Consider the following 21,152-nt stretch of genomic DNA (forward strand, 5'->3'; position numbering starts at 1 on the left):
CCGTTATTCCTTGCAGGAAATCAGTGCGGTGCATGCGGGGCTTGTTTTAATTCTTTTTTATAAACGTTTCAAATTTAAGCGTTCGGTTGTTTTCAAGGGTAAAGGCATTCCCTTCATTGACACGCACGGAGGCCGATCCGCCTTTAAAAATCGCAGCGTCATTGTATTGCAGACCATAACATCCTGTTGTCGTTCCCGATTTTACGACGATCGCATACTGTTTACCAGCTTCCACTTTGATATTGGGTAACACAACCAGATTTTTGGGAGCCCAGCCTATGGAATCCGCACTAAATCCGGTGCTATGCAAAGCCTTTCCGGTCGGGTTCTGCGATTGGTCTGTCTGATAGATCTCAATTTGCAGCCCATCATCCATGTTCCCGTTTTTAAAAGTTGTGAAAGTTACTTTGGATAAATTTCCCGAACGCTTAGCAGTAAACGATTGAGATCTCTCCATGTTTTTTGCAATATCACATTTTGTAATAAACCCATTGACACCTACACTGTTATCAAGGTCTTTAACCGCCGCTGTCTTGCGCTCCTTCCCGCCGTGATCCAGCGTGACGAGCACCGTATCTTTGCAGATCATTGGTTTAATGCTGCCATCTTCATTGAACACGAGCGGTGCCCAATAGTAATTGGCCAGTGCTTCATTTCGGGCTGCGTTGTTCCACAAATCACTGCCGTACAGAAAAATGGTGTCTGCATTCAGCTTGATCGTCGAGACAAAAGAAGGCTGACCACCGCATGATTTATCACTGATTTTAATCCCTTCAGACCATGGGCCAAGTGGCGAAGCGGCTGTTTTATAAGAAGTTCCTGTACCCGAACAATAACCACAGTTCGGGTCAGAGTAGGTAACGTAATAAATTCCCTTGCGTTTGAATAAACCCGGCGCCTCCGTTTTACCTGCCGTCACAGTTTTTACATGCTCCCCCGTGCCCGAAAGATAATCAGCATTTAATTTCTCAATCACGATGGTGCCCTTCGTCCGCCAGTCGGTGTAGGCAATGTAAGCGATGCCATCATCGTCTATAAAAGTGTCATGGTCTCCGTTATTCAAACCCGCAACCGGCGAATCACTGTTAACAGCCAGTGTTGGCTCAGCCACCTCAGTAAACGGGCCGACTGGTGTTTTGCTTGTAAAAACCCTGAATCCTACCCTATTGTCGTAAACGTTGATCCACAAAACATACAGGTTCGTCTTGGGATTAAAGATCACATGCGGGCGGAAACAACCATAGGTATTGCCATTACAACGCGTTTGCCAGACAGGCGTTTGTGCGTCAAACAAAAAACCTCTGTCCGTCCAATGGACCATATCTTTTGAAGAATAGGTTTTAAAACCGCAAAAGGGCGCTTTCTTGTTTTGCCAGGCAAATCCGCAGTCATAACTGGTTCCATACAGATAATAGGTTCCGTCGAAATAGGCAATTTCTCCGTCATGGGCGTCAATAGCGTTTCCCAATGCGTCAAAACGGGTTATTTGGTTACCGCTTTTATCAAAGTTGGTCAGGACAGACGCCTGGCCTTTGCCCAAACCGGACAACTTTTCCGCCTTTTTTCGCGACTGAGCGGAAATGTCTTTTACACAAAACATCAGATATGCCGTGACAACCAAAAAAGACTTCCACTTCCCTAAACTTCCAGTATTCATAGTATAGATCAACTTTCGTAAACAGACTCAAATGTAGTGAGCCGCTTTGTAGCTGATCTTATATTATTTGATACATTATTTACACTTCGTGATAAAGAAAAGGCAGGTTTCGTAACTCAAAAAAAGCCATTTTTGCTTGATCAAACGACTTGCAATATCTTTAACGTAAATTATAAATTAATCCATTTGTTGCCCCCGATGCGCTATCGCAACATTTTACTAATCGACGACGACGAAGATGATCAGGAAATTTTTCTGGCTGCTTTAAATGATGTATCCAATGCCGTTCAATACCTGGCAATGGATAAGGCCAGTGAAGCGCTGCATAAGTTGTCGTCAAAAAGCCTGACGCCCGACCTTATTTTTCTCGACCTTAATATGCCGTTTATGAACGGGCAGCAGTTTTTGACAGAGATAAAAAAGGATGAAGCTCTGAAAAACATTCCCGTGATTATTTTCTCTACTTCCGCCAGCGCCAGAACGGTACAGGAAACGAAAGACCTTGGTGCTTACGACTTTATTACCAAACCCGATAACTTTGAAGAGCTCAAAAATGTCATTAAGTCCTACCTCGATTTGTCATGAACGGGTCCATCAGAACTGAGTAGTATCCTATCAAAATGAGGTCATAAGCCTTTGAAAAGACTTAGGACCTCATTTTCTTTACTGTTTTACAAATTTCCGTTCAATACCGTTGAGCCTGATCACATAAATTCCAGTCGCCCAGTTGGTCACATCCAGTTCAAGCTCGCTTTTCTCCGGACTGGCCGAATACACTTTTCGCCCTGACGAACTGACAATGTCCAGATTCAGGATTTTTGTCTGCGATTTAATCGTGAGTTTCCGGGCCACGGGGTTCGGATACACGTTCACGATGTCTTCTGAAATGATCTTCGTGGTCACAATCCTGCTTAGACTGCTTGTTTCATCCAGATCCACCATTTTCAAACGATAGTAGTAAGTTCCTGACGGCAGATTAACATCGGAGTAACTGTAAGACTGCAAAGTTGTAGTGTTTTGAGCCGTGTTAACTTTTCCGATATTGTTAAAATGTTTTGAGTCGCTGCTGCGCTGTATTTCAAAATGGGAACTGTTCGTCTCAGACGTTGTCTGCCACTTTAAATGGGCGTTATTGACTTCGTTGGTTACAGAAAAAGTGGTCAGCGTTACAGGCAGCGGCGTTCCGGCAGCCGTCGTGATGGCATTCGGGAAAAGCGGAACCGATAAGCTATTCGTTGCCTTTCCAGCCAGCACTTTCTTGGTATAACCCGCCAGTGCCAGATACCAGTCGGGTGTCAGATCATAACCATCGGCATCAAGTGACAAAAACCAGGTATTTCCGCCTTTGGGCGTGTGGTCTGCAAACTTTGCCATCTTGAAAAATGACGTCGACTCATCCACTTCGTCAAACATTGCCAGATAGATCATCTGCGCACCTTCGTTGATTACATTTTGTGACTGCTGCCACAGAAAACTTCCGCCATTTCTCGGAATCGAGTTTTTGATGGCAGCGGTGGGGTTATTGCGGTAAGTCTGAAGGTTGAACCAGGAGAAACCCGGAAAAATAACCGGCATGTAATCGATACCCTTTGGCTGTAAATAAGCCATATCAGGCCTTACCGAGTTAATGGCAAAACTATTCGCACCACTCTCGTCGCCATAACGACCGACAGACCATGGACTGATCGCATCCAGTAAATCATAAACCGCCAGCCAGGCAGCCGAATGCGTACGCCAGTTGTCGTTTAGACCTCCCATAATGGTAGCCCTGTATTTGGGGTCATCAGTCGGGTCGGTCGGGTCTCCCTCCTTAAACCAGCGAACCAGTTTTTCAGAACGCGCCGCCGTTGCTTCCGGATCCGATGCCAGCCCAAGCCCCCATAAGGCTACCAGTGGCTTGCCTTTATGCCATAAGTAACTGTTTTCGCTTGTAACACCCAGGTCATCAACCAGCCTTTTCCAGTCTGCAATAATGGCTTCCGTTGAGGTTGCGTTAGCTCCCGAAAGATCGTACATGATGGAATAAACCCGGTTGTATTTGCTGCTGGCAGTCTGCACATTTTCTATAACCTTATCAAAATGACGATGCACACGGGCATCGGACGTAGTGGCGTAGCCTAAAAACCGCTGCTGAAAAACCCCGTCGACTTCATGCTCCTGCATCCATTTGAAATGTTCGTCCACTGTACTGTAATTGTAACTTGAAAAAAGTTTAGCGGGACTTCCGTCTGCGTAGGTCATGGTTGTTGCGGCCAGTTCATTCTGAGGATAATCGGCCAGATATGGCCACATATCTACCGTAGCCGTGCTGTGTTGCGGCGCTCCGCCAAACCAATGCAGCCACCAGTTGTTGGTCGGCTGCGAGTCATTCGGCAGGCCAAACCATCCCTGGTATCCAAACATCACTTTACCGTTTAAAGTGTTGGCAGCGGGCGTTGCGGTTAATGCGGAGGCCGGATTGTAAAATTCTATTTCATCAATTTTAGTGGTAATCGAAGCAGATAAGGGCTGATTAATCCGGAAATAATTAATGGCTCCAAGGTTCGGATTCCCCTGTTTTGCTGCTTCGGAAATTTTCAGAAAAACATGGTTCCAGCCGTTCAAAAGCTTTTGTCCGGCGATATTCCACTTATATTCATCAATACCTGCCTGGCCGGAAGAAGTAAACACGACACTTCCGGGTCCGTTAAATTTGCTGATATCAGAAACATAGAGCCAGAACTTAACGACACCGTTTGCCTCACCTACCGTTGAATTAAAGGCGGAGGAAGGTGTATAAATAAACCAGTCGGCTCCTGAACCCGTTTTCGTTATTGAAGCCGCTCCCAGAATCCGGTTGCTGTTATCTGCCTGCACGGTGTTCGACCCGGTCCAATTTGTCGCCTGGTCCGCATTACTGAATATATGCGCGCCAATCAGATCGCTGCCGACATAACCTTTTGTAAAACGGATGTTGTCAATTTTGATGGTTATCGTTTCACCGGCCGTGATCGGTTTGTAATATCTGAAAAAGTTGATTGCCGATAAATTCGGATTCCCGGATTTGCCGGCACCACTTAACCGCAGCACCACGTTATTCCATCCGTTTCGGAGGTTAACACTGCCCGTTCCCCAACTGAATTCATCGGTATCAGGTCCACCCGAACTGGTGATTTCAAACTGGCCGCCGGATGCTGAAAACTTGGTAACATCCGAAACATACAACGAAAACTGAAGGTAGGAAATGGTAAGCTCACTTGCCAAAATTCCGGTATTTAACGGAGCTGTGAAATTTTTACGAAAGCGTTCGGTATTTCCGCCAACCGATTTAATAGAAGCTGTGCCCTGAACAGGACTATCGGTATCGAGACTAAGTGTGTTTCCACCTCCGCCCCATCCGGTGAGCGATTCGCAGTCGTCGACCAATACGACCTGGCCGTACCCTTGCAGCACAGCGATGAACAAAAATAATAGTAAACAGGATTTTCTCATGCGTCAAAAATTAAAGGTTAACAGTTGATTTGTGAAAGTCCGGAACGAGATTACAATTCCGGAAAGCCCCAAAACTATGCGCACACCTATAATTTTTGATTAATTATAACTTAACAAAGAATAAATAATAAAATAAAAATTACCACGATCGCTTTTTTGGCGGTCAGCGGTCAGCCATCGACGGTCGGCAGTCAAAATTATTTCGTAAACATGGGCAGAGGATTCAGCGGGTGCCTGAAAAAGTTTTTTGAAGTCTCCCTGATAAGGAAAAAATGAAAACCCAGGTTAGGTATATTTCTTCTGTTTTCTTTAAGCGCCCGTTTGTCAACACCAAAAGAAACCAGACCAAGGGATACGTCGATCCAGTCGGCCTTTCGGAAATTCTCTACGGTTTGATGATGTTTTCCCTGATAGCGACTTATTTTATGATGCCAGTATATCATTAAAGAAATCTCTTCAATCCAATGCTGTTTTCCAATTTCAGTAAGATAAATTCTCGCCTGTTCTATGGAAGGATTTAAATAATCAATGGTATGGTCGGTCCAGATTCCGATATCGTGAAATACCACAGCGATGGCATACTTCTCCTTGTTCGCCTCGTCGGAATCAAGCAGCAGACAATTAAAAAAAACTCGATAAATATGGTTTCTGTATTTTGAAAAATCCAGACCGATAACCGGTCTGAATTTTTCAAGCAACGCTTCAATAGTACGGTTTGAATCGTCCATAAAAGAATGATTAACGAATAACTATTTTATGGATGTAGAATATTAGTACTTCGAAATCCAGTTCAACACATAATCAGCATCTGCCTCCCAACCTGGCTGCCCCAAAGCATTGTGGTTACGGCCCGGGAATTCCTTGTATTCCAGCACAGAACCATTGGTTTTATACGCCTTAAAATTACGATAGTTCAGATGCGGCGGAATAATGTTATCGATACTTCCGGCCGTGATCAGTAATGGCGCATGTTTTTTATTAAAATCTACTTTTGCAGCACTGGTCAAACCTCCCCTGGCTACCGTTTTTGATTCCGGAGCCGTCAGTTTATCGTAAGCCTCCTTTTGCTGATCCAGGGGCATCTCGTTGACAAAGGCATACTGCCAGTCTTTGAAAGACATCAGGTAGGTTTTCTTTAAAGACGTAAATAACCCAAGCGATTTCCAGCCCGCTTTCAAAAACGAAAACTCGTAAGGAAAAACACCCAAAGGCGGTACCGGATGAACGGCCACGGCAGCCGTAGCCAAATCCCGGCTAACCAGTATCTGGGTCATCAACCCTCCCAGGGAATGCCCGATAATGATCGGTTTTTCATCCAGATTTTTCGCGATGTCCGCATAATGATCCACCAGCTCCGAAAGAGTCAATGCCGCCAGATCGGTGTCGTACGGTTGACGGTTCCGGAGCGTTTCCGCATCTCCGTCCTTAAACGGCCAGGCTGGCGCAATCGTCTTATACCCTTTGTTTTCAAAATAAACCTTCCACTCATCCCAGCAATGATGCGTCACAAAAGCACCGGTTACAAATAAAATCGTTTTTGTTTTCATAAGTTGAATAGGTATTGTTTTATAATAAAACTGGCTGATCTTAACAGTCAGCCAGTTTCACTGAATGAGAATAGAGGTTTATTTAAGGTATTTTTTCAGTTCAGCCGCAGCCTGAACAAACAATGCCCTGGTTTGCGGAATTTCAGCCAAACCGTTAAGAAGACCGAAATCATGGATTACATCGTTGTAACGAACCGTTGTAACTTCTACACCCGCATCACCAAGTTTACGGCCATAGGCCTCTCCTTCATCCCGCAGAATATCATTTTCAGCCACCTGAATTAATGTCGGCGGTAACCCTTTCAGATCTTCCAAAGTAGCCCGAAGTGGTGAGGCGTAAATTTCACTTCGTTGTTCAGGCGTTATATACTGGTCCCACATCCACTGCATCAGCGACGAAGTCAAAAAGCGCTGCTCGCCGTATAACTTATAGGATTCCGTTTCAAAGTTGGCGTCAGTTACCGGCCAGAACAATATCTGCACCTTAAATTCAGCCCCACCTTCTTTCTTAGCTAAAAGGGCGGTTGCAGTAGAAAGATTGCCACCCGCGCTATTCCCCACGATTGCAAGTTTTGAACCATCCACATTAATCTCACCGCCATTTTGCGATAACCATTTTGCTACGGCATACACCTCACGCACAGGCTGGGGATATTTTACTTCCGGGGCGCGACTGTAATTCACAAATACACCGACAAAACCTGAAAGCACGGCAAGGTCGCGTACCATCCTTTTATGTGTGGGAAAATCCCCGAGCACCCATCCTCCGCCATGAATAAACATAAAAACGGGTAAAACGCCAGAAACACCGGCCGGTCGCACGATGTTCAGCGTTATTGTGTAACCGTCGGCAGTAATTGTCTTTTCGGATTCTTCAATGCCAGAAAGATCGACAGGAAAAGCAACCTGTGCTCCCACAAGAACATTTCTCGCATCTTCTATGGACAAACTTTCCAGCGGCGGACCGCCACCATTCAATGGTTTTAAAAATTCCTTTACTGCGTTGGAAAGATGCGGATCGGAAGCATAGTCAACGGATTGAGTTTGTAAAATAGTTTCGGAGGCCATAAGGTTAAGTGATTTAGACTTACTGATTGGTGAAATTTGACGGAGAATGCTTTCGGATTGGCGGCACTCACCCACTTCTTGAATAACCAATCACGTGCCACAAATATAAAACACTTAATATCAATACATTATACTCAACAAAACCCTCGAAAAATTGTCTTTATTTCAACAATTATCGACAACGCTTCCGAAATAACGATAAATCAAAGATGTAAAAAGGAGCCGGATATGAGGATTCCATAAACGCTCCTCTTTTATGTGTGATAAACGCTATAAATTAATCACGGTGACAACAATAACTATCTTATTATTAACTTGTATTATCCCCACAATCATTCTACCTTTCCCGTCGAATTTTATTACCCTTTACTCAACGCTATGAAGTCGTATTATTTTTATGCAGCAATTTTGACTGCATTATTGCTGAGCACAGCTGGCTGTGACAAAGCCGTTCCGCAAAAAGCGGAACCCGAAGTTGTCCCTTCTGATATAAGACTTACGTGCAGCTGGCCGTCAAGCAGTAATGTAGACAGCGTCATCACGGAATATACAACAGAAGTTGTACAAGTAGGAGACTTGTTTATGCTTAAAAGTACGGGCATAGGTAAAGTTCATACCGGTTATCTGGGCCCATGTAACCTTCCAGCTGCCGCGAAAAAGAATGGATTGGCTGTAAAAGTGAGCGGCTACCTCGTTACTTTCCCAGACATTGCCGAAAAAGACCTGGCCGCAGACCCATTCGAATTAACTTTGGTCGAGTATATCAGATAGTAAATAATCACATAAAACTTTGCCTCCATTGCACCCGGGATTTTCCTGAACCGGGGCATTGTCACGCCGTTCCTAATCGTCAATCCGGCCCATTCCGCTAGCTCACGCCTGAGCAACTGACACTTGAAATCCCAAAACAATTATAAGGGCTTCCAAAACATCGAATCCACCTCCTTGCAGCAGATCCATCACGCTAAATTAAATTCACGGTAAAATACAATTTTAAAATTTCATAGCATTCAGCACGACAAATTTCTACATTAAAACCACATCTTGTTGAACGAATTAATGTACAAACCCATTTTAATAATCACATACAAACAACACGGTTACATGCAACTTCATTAGTCCTCTTAACCAATAGACTTTTAAAAGCTTGATATCAATAAGTTACGATCATTTTATACTTCGACTACGTCATTTACAGTACCAACATAAATCACTTGTAACCGAACAATTAAGAAGTTCTACAAGCAAGTAGAATTGTATATATTTTAACGAAAATTGTATAAAAAAATGATTGCAATTCCGATTTTCTTATAGTACTTAGATTAAGGCCGGCGAAAACCACCTAAAAGTTCAAAAAAAGACCCCATTTGTAGAATAACTTTTATTCATTATTTACCCAGCATTTCAAGCATCGTTATAAGTCACTTTTACCAATTGTTGCATTAGAAATATCCCTTTATTTATCAGTTACTCAGGTTATGAAAAAGTTATTAATTGTACTTGCATTCCTATCGCAGGTAGCGCACGCACAGATCGTTACTCAAATTACTTCGCAGGCAAAACTTTCCAAAACGGAAATCCAGAAACTGGACGGGTTGAAGGTTTTCAATGTATTGCAACTGGAACCAGCGACTTTGAACAGATATGTAAAGAAAAATCCTTTACAGGCTAAATTAAAACTGGCGATATCCAACGACCTGACCCTTGATCTGACGATTCAGCAAAACGAGATCAGAAGTGTTGGTTATAAAGCGCTTATGACAACTGATAAAGGTTTGGTGGCTGATTCATCAACCACGATCTGTAATACTTACTCAGGATATGTTAATGACGATCCCAGCCAGTTTGTTCGTCTTTATATAGATCAGAACCAGATTAAGGGCGTGATCAGTGACGGGAAAGCAGGCTACTACGCGATTGAGCCACTGGCAGATATCACCAAAACGCAGGACGCAGGAAACCGTTACATCGTTTTTAATGTAGCAGATGTTAATACAATAGATGGAAAATGCGGATTAGAAGAGCCAATCAGCCAGGCAGTGGCGAAAGGGCAAAGTGCGGCAAGGACTTCTGCTACCTTTACCTCTGCCTGCCGCATACTGGAAGTAGCCACAGAGGCTGATTATGAGTACTATAAAAGAAATGGCGCTGCAACAAACAGCCGCATTCTGAACGATATGAATATCATTGCCGGTATTTACCAAAGCACTTTTAACGTGCGGATTATGGTTACGTATCAGCACGTATTTACTACCGCTGACGATCCATACACCTCGACGGATCCATCAAAGCTGCTTGGCGAATTCACCAAGTACTGGAACAAAAATATGACCGGTGTAAAAAGAGACGTAGCACATTTGTTCACTGCCAAAGTACTGGATGCGTTCACATTAGGCATTGCACATACAGGTACAATTGGCAAAAATCCAGCGATGGCTTACTCGTTAACTTACTGTACACCAAACGAATACCTAACTACCGCTCACGAGATCGGCCACAATTTCAATGCTTCACATCCCAACGATGCAAAGTCGGGATGCAGCACAGGCACCAAAACAGTGATGTGCAGCGGCCTTGAAAAGGCACTCGTATTCTCTGAGTTTTCACAGAAAGAAATTAAAGACTTTATTGCTGCCAATGAAAAAAACTTGCTTACATCACAATACGACTTTAAGATCTTAGGAGATTCTACCTTATGCGCCAATACTTCTACATACCGCATGAATCTTTTGGGACCGTCTGTTGAGTGGTCAAGCAGTGATCCAGCCATACTTTCAATTAACGAAAACACAGGTGTGGCTAAAAGAGTGGGTACAGAATCGGGTTTGGTGACACTGACTGCAACGATTGACGTATGCGGAACACCGTTAACATTTTCGAAAAATATTTACGTTGGACTACCAAGTCTTACTACAACCATCACCAATGTTGATACATACGGCGTTGTAGCCGCTAATACGACAGAAGTTGTCTACGGAACTTACAATTGGTACATCGATGGAAAGCTGATAAAAAGCGGTCTTGAAAGTGAAGTCAGTATCAACGGGGGGACATGCGGTGCAAACCATTTTGTACAGGCTACGGTAACAAATGCCTGCGGAACAACGCCGATGTCAAACCAGGTTTCTTACAGCTGGAAATGCACCAATACGGGAGCCAATATTTATCCAAACCCGGCAAGGGACGTGATCAGTGTCGATTTTGAAAGCGAAAGCGCTGATAAACTGCTTCCGAAAGAAATCCTTTTATACAATGAAAAATCGGCCATCGTTCGCGCAGTTTCCGGTTCCAATTCATTTTCGGCAGCAGGCAACAGCAAAAAAACGCAGATGGACGTAGCCAGCCTGCCCCGCGGAACCTATTATTTATATGTAGTTCCTGACAAAGATTCGGGTCAGAAAACAGAAGTGAAACGAATTTTGCTTGAATAACAGCAGCAATCTCAAATCAGCATTATTAACCTAACTATAAAGAACATCATTACACACATTTTCAAGTAAATACCCAGCACTCTTTACGATTACCCTCTGCAATTTTTTAAAACTGATTCAGCATAAGCATTACAAATTCAATTTGGTGACTTTTATCTTTCGATGTTTGTTCATGTTATTAATTTCATCAAACAGTTCTTGCCTGTTGAAGCAGAAAAAAGAAGTTTTTATAATACCGGTCAGCTTGTTTTAACCCTTCGTTTGTAAAAGAAAAAGGTCACTGATGAATCAATGACCTGAGTGGTAAGCCTAATTTTTAGTACCTGTGAGCAGAATATAAAACGCACCCCGAAAATGCTTTTTATATACCATGAACATTCGGAAGCTTCTCTAAACCGTTGCTTCCGAATAATTTTTAAAGTTATCCAAAATCGCCTGCCATCCACCCCGCTGCATTTCCACCGGATTAATGGTTTCCGGATCAAATGTTTCTGAGACGTGGGTTACGCTGTCGTCAAAAGTGAAGGTGATACTCACTTTCCGACCATCTGCCATCACGTATTCGATCAGCTTGTAAGTCTGTACATCCGTGTAAATCCCTTCAAATTCGAATCCCATACTTCCGTCCTTTGCCTCCATCCTTGTTTTGAATTTCCCATCCGGTCGCAAATCATTTTCGGCCAATGGCGCATGCCAGTCGTCGGATGCCTGGCACCACTGTGTAATGTGTTCCGGCTCCGTCCAAAACTCCCAAACCATTTTAACAGGCGCGTTGATTGTAGCTTCAACAGTAATCGCAGTCTTGTTTTCAGTTTCCATTTGTATGTCGTTTTTGAAGATTATTACTGAGTTGTCATGATACAAAGATAGCGTGGACGCTTTTAATCAACTGTGGCGAAATACGACATTTTCGAGGCACTTTGCGACAACTGACTAAGAAGCCTTGAACAGGTATTTGTCCAAACTATATCCAATCTATCGATACGTTTTCAGCGCTTTGGTATCCGACTGCGATTTCAGTATCCCTTTCAATCCTTCGATGTTCATCGTCAATCCCACTTCTGCGTCGGGCGCCGTGTCTTCATTGATAATACCAACAGGGCCCCGGTAGGCACTATCGCGGACAATACGGATCATTTCCGCTTCTGAGTCACCCTGCCCGATCGGTACAACCTTCACTGGATTTCCGCTTTTTAGCCCCATCAGATTTACGGCCATCAAATGAGGGAGAATTTTTGGAAAGAACGCCGGAAAACGTGTGATGTCGTCCTCCGCATGATGAAAGTTATAAACGATTCCAATGTTTGGCTTTTTCAGATAACGGATCACATCAAGCTGATTTTCCGGCACGCCATACCAGCCTCCATGGTTATAAAGCCCGACTGAGCAACCTATTTCAGCCGCCTTGTCCGCGATGTACCCCACGGGTTTTGCCATAGCTTCGATTTTCTGTAGCTGCGACATTTTTTTCATATCCTTAATGCCGCTTATCATGCACCAGATCTGGGTCTTGATACCGTGCCGTTTTAAAACATCCAGAATGATGGGTAAAGTTTTGTCATTTTCAGGATTCGGCCCCGAATGGAACCAGAATGCTTGTAATGTAATATGATGCTTTTTTAAAGCATCCAGCTCCTGATCAAATTCTGCAATATGTTTTTCCCGCCAGTCGTAAGCCAGCCTTGTAATACCCAGCTTGTTGAGCATTTCCGCTCTTTCCACCGGACCACGATTTTTGACATCAAAAGGCACGATACACCAGGCGATCAGATTTTGCCTCGCGTAAATAATATCCGTCCCCTGTTGCTTTTGAGCGTACGACGGGTAACATTGAATCAGAGAGATCAGAAAAAAACAGTAACAGAACTGTTTCAGGCGTGCGTAATTATTCATAACACATGGTAACCGATTAAATCAAAGTCCTACCTGCTGTCTGGTTTCTGCCGACTGAAGCCCCGCTTCCAGCACCTGTATAATTTTAAGCCCGTCGTTAAAATCTGGTTTGATCGTTTTGTCTTCCACGATAGCAGTCACAAAATCCGCAACGGCATGGACAAAAGAATGCTCATAGCCGATGATATGACCCGCCGGCCACCAGTTTCCCGCGTAAGGATGCACGGCCTCAGTCGTCTGAATTGTCCGAAATCCCTGTGTGCCCTCTTCATCGCCCAGCGAATAATATTGCAGCTCGTTCATTCTTTCCAGATCAAAAAGAAGACTTCCCTTACTTCCATAAATCTCAAAACGCAGTCCGTTTTTTCTACCTGTTGCAAAACGGGTCGCTTCAAAAGAACCGATGGCTCCATTTTTAAACTGAACCATCATTAATGCAGCATCTTCCACGGTAACCTCTCCTTTTTGGTCGCCCAGCGTAGCTGCTGAAAGATTGCCCGAAGTCGATTCGTCAGCCAGCGGGCGTTCCTTTATAAAATTTGTGGTCAGACAGGAAACGGTGCTGATGTCCCCAATCAGATAATGCGCCAGATCAACGGCATGCGAGTTCAAATCCCATTGCGGCCCCGCCTGTGCCTCTTCTTTTCGTAACTGCCAGGTCAGCGGAAACTCAGGATCCACAATCCAGTCCTGCTGATAAGCACAACGCCAGTGGAAAATCCTTCCGATTTTGCCGTCTTCGATCATCTTTTTTGCAAAAGAAATAGCGGGCGTCCTCCTGTAATTATGGTTCAGGTAATGTTTTACCTTATTGTCTTCACAAACACGCAGCATCTCCTCGGCCTGCTTGCTGTTCATCGCCAATGGTTTTTCGCAGAAAATATGTTTTCCTTCACGGGCTGCCGCGAGGGCAATTTCGTAATGAAGGGCTTGCGGAAGCGCCACATCCACAATATCGATATCGGGACTGCTGATCAATTTTTTCCAGTCTGTTTCTGTTTTTTCCCATCCCCACTTATCTGCAAATTCCTTTAAAGATGCTTCCTGTCTGCCGCACGCCATTTTCAGTACCGGTCGTGCCGGAAGGTCAAAAAACAATGGGGCTTTCAACCAGGCATTGCTGTGCGCTCTGCCCATAAACTTGTAACCTACGATACCAACGTTAAGCTGTTTTGTCATGATTTGTTAATTTGTGCTATGCTTTTAAGTGCGTAAAGACCTCGTTTTACTCGCGATGCAGAACAAAAAACTTCGCCGAAAACAACAACGCTAACGTCCAAAAATCACTTAAATATAACGCCTGGCTTAACTTCTCAACTGATAATCTTTGCAACAAAAAACTATAACATTTTATCCGATTATTTAAACCCTCCCGAGACAGTGATTCGCTCGCCGGTAACCCACGAAGCATCTTCTGAGGCCAGAAAAACGGCTACCCTGGCGATGTCATCCGGCTGTCCAAACCTGCCAAGCGGTGTTGCCGCCGCCATTACTTTATCCGGACCATCCATAATACCAGCCTGGTGAGTACCCTCGGTTTCTACACCGCCCGGAGCAATAGCATTTACCCGGATTTTTTTCGGACCTAACTCCTTTGCCAAAGCATAGGTCAGGGCATCCACTGCGCTTTTGGAGGCTGCATACACAACTGAATTCAGAACAGGATTGACGCTGGCAATCGAGCTTATATTGATAATACTGCCACCGTCTTTGTCAAAATATTTGACAGATTCCTGAATCGTGAGGATAGGCCCGAGCACATTAGTATTAAACTGCCAGTGAAAAATCTCTTCGGTTACTGCCTCCAAAGGCTCAAACTTGAAAGTACCGGCATTGTTCACCAGAATATCCAGCTTACCGAAAGCTGTTTTAGTCTCCTCAAAAAGCCTCTTCACGTCTGCCGCATTCCCAACATCGCCCTGAACTGCCAATGCACTCCCACCCTCATCCTTAATTTGTTTCACAACTGCATCAGCACCTTCTTTGCTTGTTGCATAATTCACAACAACATCAGCCCCGGCTGCTGCAAATCTCTTTGCAATACCCGCGCCAATTCCTTTCGAGGCGCCTGTTATAATGGCAACCTTTCCTTTTAAACTGCTCATCTGATATTATTTTGAAATGAAAGAATTTTCAGGCAACTTAACACGAGTTTGCAAACTCGCCTTCGCCACGACGACAAAAATGCATTGATCTCGCCCCAACGTAAATGTATAAGTTTTTATAGTATCCGTGTGACTTTTTCATCTTCATCAAATTTTTCATTTCCGGCCTGCCAAAATGAAAACCTTTTACTACACAGGCAACGATAATATTCTTAAATTGATAATTAATAAACTTTTAGATACATTTATCTTAGGCATACTCATAACTAAACCTTCGAAGCCATGAAAATTTATCTGCTAGTAATACCAGCGATGCTTACCCTTCTTTCGTGTAACCAACCCAAAGAAAATTCAGGCGAAAACGAAAAACTCGTTAAACAGTATTTTGAGTATTTTAACAAACACGACTGGCATAAGATGGCTGCCATGTATTCGGACACCGCAGCGTTTAAAGATCCTTCGCTTGGGCAGGGCGTCGTCAAGCAGACAAAAGCACAGATCATCAAAAAATATGGCGAACTGAGCCAGTTATTCCCTGATGTAAAAGACGAAGTAATATCCGTTTATCCATCCGGAGACAAACACGTCATCGTTGAATTTTTGTCTACCGGCACTGCGCCTGACAGCTCCAAATTTGAATTGCCTATCTGCACAATCTTTAAAATCGAAAACGGATTGATCTCGCAGGATTTTACGTATTTTGATAATTTTGAACAGTAGCAACAATTTTATAAATAATCCGGGATTTCGCTCCTGTTATCTGCCACCATCAATTTGAGTTTTCTGCTTTAATAACTACTTTTGTAAAAGTCTTCACAGATACAATAAGATCAGGGCTCCTTTTACAAATGCATTTCAACGTAAACATACCGGTTAGGCGGATTTTAAGGACTTTGCCTGACCGAATCATTCCATAATCAAATCGATCCCCAGGGTAGTCTGACACCTTTTTTAAGGCATTAGCTGTACTCTTTCCTTTCATAAAATAATCCAAGTAACCAAATAATCAATTCAGGACAATTCAAAGACGAGGTTTGTGTACCGGATTGGAGTGTCAAAAAAAATACAGAATTTTTACAATGAGAAAAGCTTTTATTCAATTACATATATCCATTTTACTGGCAGGTTTTACAGGTGTGTTTGGCAAGTTAATCACGCTCAACGAAGGACTTCTGGTCTGGTACAGGATGCTGATCTCAGGGCTTTTACTGCTCATGATCCTGGGAGCTTCGAAAAAGCTAAAAGCCGTTTCCTTTCAGGATTTCAAACGTATTGCCTTTTCAGGATTTCTGCTCGGACTTCACTGGATATTCTTTTACGGTAGCATCAAGTATTCCAACATTTCGGTTGGTGTAGTTTGTTTTTCGCTTACGGGCTTTTTTACAGCGATTCTGGCTCCTGTTTTAAATAAAAAGAAATTTGCCATATCGGAGCTATTGCTTAGTGGTTTAACCCTGCTCGGCATCGCCCTCATTTTCAGTTTTGATTCAAAATATCGCACCGGAATAACGCTTGGTGTGATTTCATCCTTGCTCGTGGCATTTTACACGATCGCAAACGAACGACTGGCACATACTTTCGGCAGCGAAGTCATTACCGTTTACCAGATGATTGGCGGGAGCATGGGACTTGCCGTACTGATGCCTGTGTATCTCCACTTTTTCCCGGTCGATTCGATGATACCTTCGGTACAGGATCTCGTTTATTTAACGATGCTTTCGCTTTTCTGTACGGTTGTTTTGTATATGCTGCTTACCCAGGCTTTAAGAAAAATATCCGCCTTTACCGTGAACCTGAGCTTTAACCTAGAACCGGTTTATACCATTGCCTTGGCCATTTTTATCTACAAGGAAAACCGTGAACTGACTACGCCCTTTTATATCGGCCTCGGTTTGATCATCCTTTCGGTTGTCCTTCAAATGGCCAAGGTTTTTGTACAAAACAGAAAATCTCAGATTGTCAGCATTCCATAAGCGATAAAAAAAGCAGTTTACCGTGATGATAAACTGCTTTTTCACTAAATCCATTTTACTTATTTCACCGCATTTCTTGGATCATTTTCATTCCGGATCAGATATTCTTTTGGCGGCTCGGCACCTAAAAGATGACGGACAAAATAATCCCAACGGCGTCGCATCATGTAGGGCGCATAACTACCGTAGGCGTGCGGACTGTTTGGAAAAACCAACAAATCATAGTCCTTGTTCGCCTTTTGTAATGCTTCAATAACCAACATGGTGTTGTAAGGAGGCACATTATCGTCCATCATGCCATGTGCCAGCATCAGTTTGCCTTTCAAATTTTTGGCATGCACCTGGTTAGCCTGTGCTTCATAATTTGATACGCCTTCTGAGTTTTCTTTTAAAAGACCAATATATCGTTCGCCCCAGTCATCCTCATAATTTCTGTTGTCATGGTTCCCTGACTCCGATATCCCAACCTTGAAAAAATCAGGATAAGTGAACATGGCACATGCCGTGGCAAATCCCCCACCCGAATGTCCATGCATCCCTACCCTGGTCGTATCCATCCAGCGGTATTTCGCAGCAAGCTGCCTGATCGCTGAAACCTGATCCGGCAACGTATTTTCAGCCATGTTCCCATAGTTCATATCATGAAAACGCTTGGATCGTGCAGGATTGCTGGTCCCTTCCAGTTCCACCACCACAAAACCCAGTTCTGCCAGTGCCTGATTATCTTTTCTTGACGCCACAAACGACCAGGAACCAACACTTCCTCCCTGCGGACCTGGATAAATGTAATCCACCACAGGGTATTTTTTAGTCGAGTCAAGCTGCGTTGGGGTGTATAACAAACCATACACATCGGTCTTTCCGTCGTGGGCTTTCACCGAAAAGGGTACCGGCGCTTTCCATCCTGTGCCGGCCAGTCTGCTGACATCCGTTTTTTCAAGCTGGGCAATCAGCTTACCATTGATATGGCGCAGCACCGTCACCGGCGGAACGTCCGGTTGCGAATAACTGTCCACAAAATAATTTTCAGAATCAGACAGAGAGATCGTATGTTTTCCTGCTTCGGGTGTTAACAAGGTTAAATTGCTGCCATCAAAACCTATTTTGTAGAAATGTGAATAGTAGGGATTACCTGCTTCTTTTTCATTCGCCATAAAATAGACAAGTCTGTTCTTTTCGTCTATTTTCACAAGTTGTGTCACCACCCAGTCGCCTTTTGTGATCTGGTTTTTAAGTTTCCCGGTATTGATATCGTACAGATAGAGATGGCCCCAGTTGTCTCTTTCAGAGTACCAGATTATTTCATTGGTCTTAGGCAAAAAACGCCAACTAATACCGTTTTGACCTGACTCAAACTGCGTTGCCACAGTTTCTTCAAAAACTTCCTTAACCGTGCCGGTTGTCGCGTCCGCAATCCGCACTTTTTCCTGTTTATGGTCACGCGAAGTAGATACAAATGCCAGCTGGCTTGCATCCTCATTCCATGCCGCATCGTTGAGCACACCGGCACGGCTGATATCATCGCCCAGCGAAGACCGGTGCGGATCGGCAGCTACCTGCAAACGGATTACTTTGGGAGAATCTACATTAATAATTACACGATGCACCATAGCGACAATGCTATCACCCGGCAAAGGATATTTCCAGGCTTTCAGTGTCGGATGCCCCACATTCGTGGTCACCAGATACATATCGCCGACATTTCGCTCATCCTGTTGAAAAGTTGCAATCTTCCTGGAATCCGGCGACCACAACAAAACCGGTCTGTCGCTGTGGCGCCAGCCTGCATTGTCCGTTGCGTAGCCAAAATCCTTCTGCCCGTCAGTAGTCAGCTGTGTAACCTGATCGGTGGCCAGATCGCGCACCCATAAATTGAAATCCTTAATAAATGCATATTTTTTCCCGTCAGGCGACAGGATACCCCCTCTCGGATTCAGCTCGTTTTTTGCTATTTCTGTCTGTGTGATCTGATACGTTTTCAGATCACATTTCCATTCCCTGTCTGCCGCTTCAAAGGATACAGACTTTCCATCCGGTGCATAAGTAATAGTTTGGAATGGCAGCATGAAAGCCGTGTAGTTTCTGCCCGTTGCTCCGGACAAAGCGGCGGCCAGTTTGGTATAATCAAAAGCCGCCGATCGTGTTCCCTTTACCGCATTGACAAGAATGAACTGGCTGCCATCGGCCGTCAGGGTACGGTACCAGAATTTTTCTCCGGAAAGCCAGGTAGGTTTCCCAGGGACATTATCGATATACTTTTGCGTATTGGGAGCAAGAAAACGCTCTGCTCTTTGATAATCTTCTTTGGTCAGCGTGGTTACCTGCTGCGCGTTTAGGGTACCCGCCAGAAACATGGACAAAAGGGTTACCTCGAATTTTTTCATATGGATATTATTACCTGGTTCAGGATCGTAAATTGTTCACTCAACCCGCAAAATAAGGATTTCAATGCAGTAATGTGCAACATGTTCCCAAATCTAAGTCCCGGTGAAGCATTATTATTTCTGTTTTGACTCTTGCCAATATTCAATTTAAATAAATCCGGATTATCCGGAATTCGTTTCCGGCAACTCAGGTTTTTGAGATCAACATACCCAGCACTTCGAGTGACTTTTGCAGCTCCGTATTCCAGTACATGCCATAATTCAGCCGCATGCAATTTTCAAATTGTTTTTGCAAAGAAAACATTCGGCCCGGTGCAATGCTGATATTGTACTGCATGGCCTTTTCATAAAGTGAGATCATATCAAAACCGTTTTCCAGTTCGAGCCAGAGAAAAAAACCGCCCTGCGGCTGACTTAACTTCACATGATCTGGAAAATGTTCAGTAATTGTGTTTACATAATTACGGTAATTGGTATACAGGGTCGCTCTGATTTTCCGGAGATGGTTTTCGTATCGTCCGTTTTTCAAAAAATCGGCAACGACCTCCTGTGTAATGCTTGCGGAAGAAAGTGAATGATGAAGTTTGGTCCTTATAATCTGATCTTTAAACCGTCCCGGCGAAACCCATCCCACCCGATAACCCGGCGCAAGCGTTTTGGAAACGGAACTGCAACATAAAACCAGACCACCCTCATCGTAGGTTTTACAGTTTGTTGGCCGGTGATTTCCGAAAAACAAATCACCATAAATATCATCTTCAATCAGGGGAATGTTGTGATAGGCCATCAGGCGCACAACCTCTCTTTTATGCTCGTCCGGCATAAGACTTCCCGAGGGATTGTTAAAATTGCTGATCAACACACAAGCGGCGATGTGCTTTTTGTCCAACGTATCTTTCAGCGCATCCAGCTCTATGCCCGTTACAAAATTCGTAGGTAGTTCGATCACATTCAGCCGAAGCGATTTAGCCAGTTGAAGAATTCCGAAGTAAGCCGGACTTTCCACGATAATCGTATCGCCTGGACCCGTAAGAGCGGTCAGACAATAGGACAATGCACTGATGCAGCCCGGTGTCGTCACAATGTCGTCCGCTTTCAGATTCCCGCCCCAGGAAAACGACATGCGGGCAATTTCATTTCTGAGTTTTTCATTGCCGGGCACAGGCTCATATCCCGTCCCGCTATCAGAGAGACTGCGCATGGCGTGCATCAGTCCTTTATTCAGTTTTGCAATGGGCAAAAGTTCTTTTGCCGGGAAACCGAGCGACAATAACGTAATATTTTTCTCCCCCATACTATCGTAAACCTTATCGATCAGATCTTCCTCCAGCTGGTGCAGAGAAGATAACGCAGGCCTGCTCGGCGCAGGTACAGACGGCTTACCCTTGGAGGAATAGCTAACGAAAAAACCTGATTTTGGCCGTGACTCTATCAAAGAACGGCTTTCAAGTTCCAGATAAGCCTGGGTAATGGTATTGATACTGATGCCGCGTTCCCGGCTCACCTCACGGACCGAAGGAAGTTTATCGCCCGTTTTCAGCACGCCATCCCGGATCTGACTTTCAAACTGCCGGGCAATTTCCCTGTATAAATAATCCTTTGCAACCTCCATGAAACCTGAAT

Annotated in this window: 16 protein-coding genes; 5 read left to right on the forward strand and 11 right to left on the reverse strand. The window is 44.1% G+C overall.

Going from position 1 to position 21,152, the window contains the following annotated elements; translation table 11 throughout:
- Positions 1 to 46: 46 nt before the first annotated feature.
- Positions 47 to 1,657, reverse strand: a complete 1,611-nt coding sequence (locus M1L62_RS07695; RefSeq protein WP_254412449.1) for a family 43 glycosylhydrolase — start codon at positions 1,655 to 1,657, stop codon at positions 47 to 49.
- Between the two features lie 198 nt (positions 1,658 to 1,855).
- Here M1L62_RS07695 and M1L62_RS07700 point away from each other — a divergent pair, with 198 nt between their 5' ends.
- A complete protein-coding gene (locus tag M1L62_RS07700) occupies positions 1,856 to 2,242 on the forward strand; it encodes a response regulator (RefSeq protein ID WP_254412450.1) in 387 nt (128 codons plus the stop codon).
- A 78-nt stretch (positions 2,243 to 2,320) separates the two neighbouring features.
- On the opposite strand, the gene M1L62_RS07705 is transcribed toward M1L62_RS07700, so the two are convergent.
- The 4 genes from M1L62_RS07705 to M1L62_RS07720 all read right to left on the reverse strand — a co-directional run bounded on the left by M1L62_RS07705 (position 2,321) and on the right by M1L62_RS07720 (position 7,743).
- Positions 2,321 to 5,128 (reverse strand): T9SS type A sorting domain-containing protein, encoded by a 2,808-nt coding sequence (locus M1L62_RS07705; RefSeq protein WP_254412451.1) that lies wholly within the window; start codon positions 5,126 to 5,128, stop codon positions 2,321 to 2,323.
- Positions 5,129 to 5,325: 197 nt separating this feature from the next.
- Positions 5,326 to 5,856, reverse strand: a complete 531-nt coding sequence (locus M1L62_RS07710; RefSeq protein ID WP_254412452.1) for an HD domain-containing protein — start codon at positions 5,854 to 5,856, stop codon at positions 5,326 to 5,328.
- A gap of 42 nt (positions 5,857 to 5,898) precedes the next feature.
- The gene (locus M1L62_RS07715; protein ID WP_254412453.1) at positions 5,899 to 6,675 is read right to left on the reverse strand and encodes an alpha/beta hydrolase; all 777 of its coding nucleotides are present in this window, start codon (positions 6,673 to 6,675) and stop codon (positions 5,899 to 5,901) included.
- Positions 6,676 to 6,753: 78 nt separating this feature from the next.
- Entirely contained in the window at positions 6,754 to 7,743 is a 990-nt protein-coding gene (locus tag M1L62_RS07720; protein ID WP_254412454.1) for an alpha/beta hydrolase, read from the reverse strand.
- A 378-nt stretch (positions 7,744 to 8,121) separates the two neighbouring features.
- On the opposite strand from M1L62_RS07720, the gene M1L62_RS07725 reads away from it, so the two are divergent.
- Both M1L62_RS07725 and M1L62_RS07730 read left to right on the forward strand, forming a co-directional pair.
- Positions 8,122 to 8,514, forward strand: coding sequence for a hypothetical protein (locus tag M1L62_RS07725; protein WP_254412455.1), 393 nt, complete (start codon positions 8,122 to 8,124; stop codon positions 8,512 to 8,514).
- Positions 8,515 to 9,221: 707 nt separating this feature from the next.
- Entirely contained in the window at positions 9,222 to 11,174 is a 1,953-nt protein-coding gene (locus M1L62_RS07730) for a M12 family metallo-peptidase (protein ID WP_254412456.1), read from the forward strand.
- A gap of 390 nt (positions 11,175 to 11,564) precedes the next feature.
- Here the strand turns inward: M1L62_RS07730 and M1L62_RS07735 are convergent, their stop codons facing one another.
- The 4 genes from M1L62_RS07735 to M1L62_RS07750 form a co-directional block, all read right to left on the reverse strand.
- On the reverse strand, positions 11,565 to 11,993 hold the full coding sequence (locus M1L62_RS07735; RefSeq protein WP_254412457.1) for an SRPBCC family protein: 429 nt from the start codon (positions 11,991 to 11,993) through the stop codon (positions 11,565 to 11,567).
- Between the two features lie 156 nt (positions 11,994 to 12,149).
- Positions 12,150 to 13,067 carry a sugar phosphate isomerase/epimerase family protein gene (locus tag M1L62_RS07740; protein ID WP_254412458.1) on the reverse strand — a complete coding sequence of 306 codons (918 nt, stop codon included), beginning with the start codon at positions 13,065 to 13,067 and terminating at the stop codon, positions 12,150 to 12,152.
- Positions 13,068 to 13,088: 21 nt separating this feature from the next.
- Positions 13,089 to 14,246 (reverse strand): Gfo/Idh/MocA family protein, encoded by a 1,158-nt coding sequence (locus M1L62_RS07745; protein WP_254412459.1) that lies wholly within the window; start codon positions 14,244 to 14,246, stop codon positions 13,089 to 13,091.
- 179 nt (positions 14,247 to 14,425) lie between these two features.
- Positions 14,426 to 15,172: an SDR family NAD(P)-dependent oxidoreductase gene (locus M1L62_RS07750; RefSeq protein ID WP_254412460.1), complete on the reverse strand. Its 747-nt coding sequence runs from the start codon at positions 15,170 to 15,172 to the stop codon at positions 14,426 to 14,428.
- A gap of 282 nt (positions 15,173 to 15,454) precedes the next feature.
- On the opposite strand from M1L62_RS07750, the gene M1L62_RS07755 reads away from it, so the two are divergent.
- Together M1L62_RS07755 and M1L62_RS07760 are read left to right on the forward strand one after the other, a co-directional pair.
- A complete protein-coding gene (locus tag M1L62_RS07755) occupies positions 15,455 to 15,892 on the forward strand; it encodes a nuclear transport factor 2 family protein (RefSeq protein ID WP_254412461.1) in 438 nt (145 codons plus the stop codon).
- 359 nt (positions 15,893 to 16,251) lie between these two features.
- A complete protein-coding gene (locus M1L62_RS07760) occupies positions 16,252 to 17,145 on the forward strand; it encodes a DMT family transporter (protein WP_254412462.1) in 894 nt (297 codons plus the stop codon).
- Positions 17,146 to 17,204: 59 nt separating this feature from the next.
- Here the strand turns inward: M1L62_RS07760 and M1L62_RS07765 are convergent, their stop codons facing one another.
- Together M1L62_RS07765 and M1L62_RS07770 are read right to left on the reverse strand one after the other, a co-directional pair.
- Positions 17,205 to 19,529, reverse strand: coding sequence for a S9 family peptidase (locus M1L62_RS07765; protein WP_254412463.1), 2,325 nt, complete (start codon positions 19,527 to 19,529; stop codon positions 17,205 to 17,207).
- A gap of 187 nt (positions 19,530 to 19,716) precedes the next feature.
- Positions 19,717 to 21,141 (reverse strand): aminotransferase-like domain-containing protein, encoded by a 1,425-nt coding sequence (locus M1L62_RS07770; protein ID WP_254412464.1) that lies wholly within the window; start codon positions 21,139 to 21,141, stop codon positions 19,717 to 19,719.
- Positions 21,142 to 21,152 lie beyond the last annotated feature (11 nt).

Origin of the sequence: Dyadobacter diqingensis (genome assembly GCF_024220585.1) — a bacterium.
Taxonomy (GTDB): Bacteria; Bacteroidota; Bacteroidia; order Cytophagales; family Spirosomataceae; genus Dyadobacter; species Dyadobacter diqingensis.

Bases quoted from the DNA above. Each gene is read 5' to 3' on its own strand.
- M1L62_RS07720 (WP_254412454.1), bottom strand. From the start codon at position 7,743: ATGGCCTCCGAAACTATTTTACAAACTCAATCCGTTGACTATGCTTCC.
- M1L62_RS07770 (WP_254412464.1), bottom strand. From the start codon at position 21,141: ATGGAGGTTGCAAAGGATTATTTATACAGGGAAATTGCCCGGCAGTTT.
- M1L62_RS07730 (WP_254412456.1), top strand. From the start codon at position 9,222: ATGAAAAAGTTATTAATTGTACTTGCATTCCTATCGCAGGTAGCGCAC.
- M1L62_RS07695 (WP_254412449.1), bottom strand. From the start codon at position 1,657: ATGAATACTGGAAGTTTAGGGAAGTGGAAGTCTTTTTTGGTTGTCACG.
- M1L62_RS07705 (WP_254412451.1), bottom strand. From the start codon at position 5,128: ATGAGAAAATCCTGTTTACTATTATTTTTGTTCATCGCTGTGCTGCAA.
- M1L62_RS07700 (WP_254412450.1), top strand. From the start codon at position 1,856: ATGCGCTATCGCAACATTTTACTAATCGACGACGACGAAGATGATCAG.
- M1L62_RS07735 (WP_254412457.1), bottom strand. From the start codon at position 11,993: ATGGAAACTGAAAACAAGACTGCGATTACTGTTGAAGCTACAATCAAC.
- M1L62_RS07740 (WP_254412458.1), bottom strand. From the start codon at position 13,067: ATGAATAATTACGCACGCCTGAAACAGTTCTGTTACTGTTTTTTTCTG.
- M1L62_RS07755 (WP_254412461.1), top strand. From the start codon at position 15,455: ATGAAAATTTATCTGCTAGTAATACCAGCGATGCTTACCCTTCTTTCG.
- M1L62_RS07750 (WP_254412460.1), bottom strand. From the start codon at position 15,172: ATGAGCAGTTTAAAAGGAAAGGTTGCCATTATAACAGGCGCCTCGAAA.
- M1L62_RS07760 (WP_254412462.1), top strand. From the start codon at position 16,252: ATGAGAAAAGCTTTTATTCAATTACATATATCCATTTTACTGGCAGGT.
- M1L62_RS07710 (WP_254412452.1), bottom strand. From the start codon at position 5,856: ATGGACGATTCAAACCGTACTATTGAAGCGTTGCTTGAAAAATTCAGA.
- M1L62_RS07765 (WP_254412463.1), bottom strand. From the start codon at position 19,529: ATGAAAAAATTCGAGGTAACCCTTTTGTCCATGTTTCTGGCGGGTACC.
- M1L62_RS07725 (WP_254412455.1), top strand. From the start codon at position 8,122: ATGAAGTCGTATTATTTTTATGCAGCAATTTTGACTGCATTATTGCTG.
- M1L62_RS07745 (WP_254412459.1), bottom strand. From the start codon at position 14,246: ATGACAAAACAGCTTAACGTTGGTATCGTAGGTTACAAGTTTATGGGC.
- M1L62_RS07715 (WP_254412453.1), bottom strand. From the start codon at position 6,675: ATGAAAACAAAAACGATTTTATTTGTAACCGGTGCTTTTGTGACGCAT.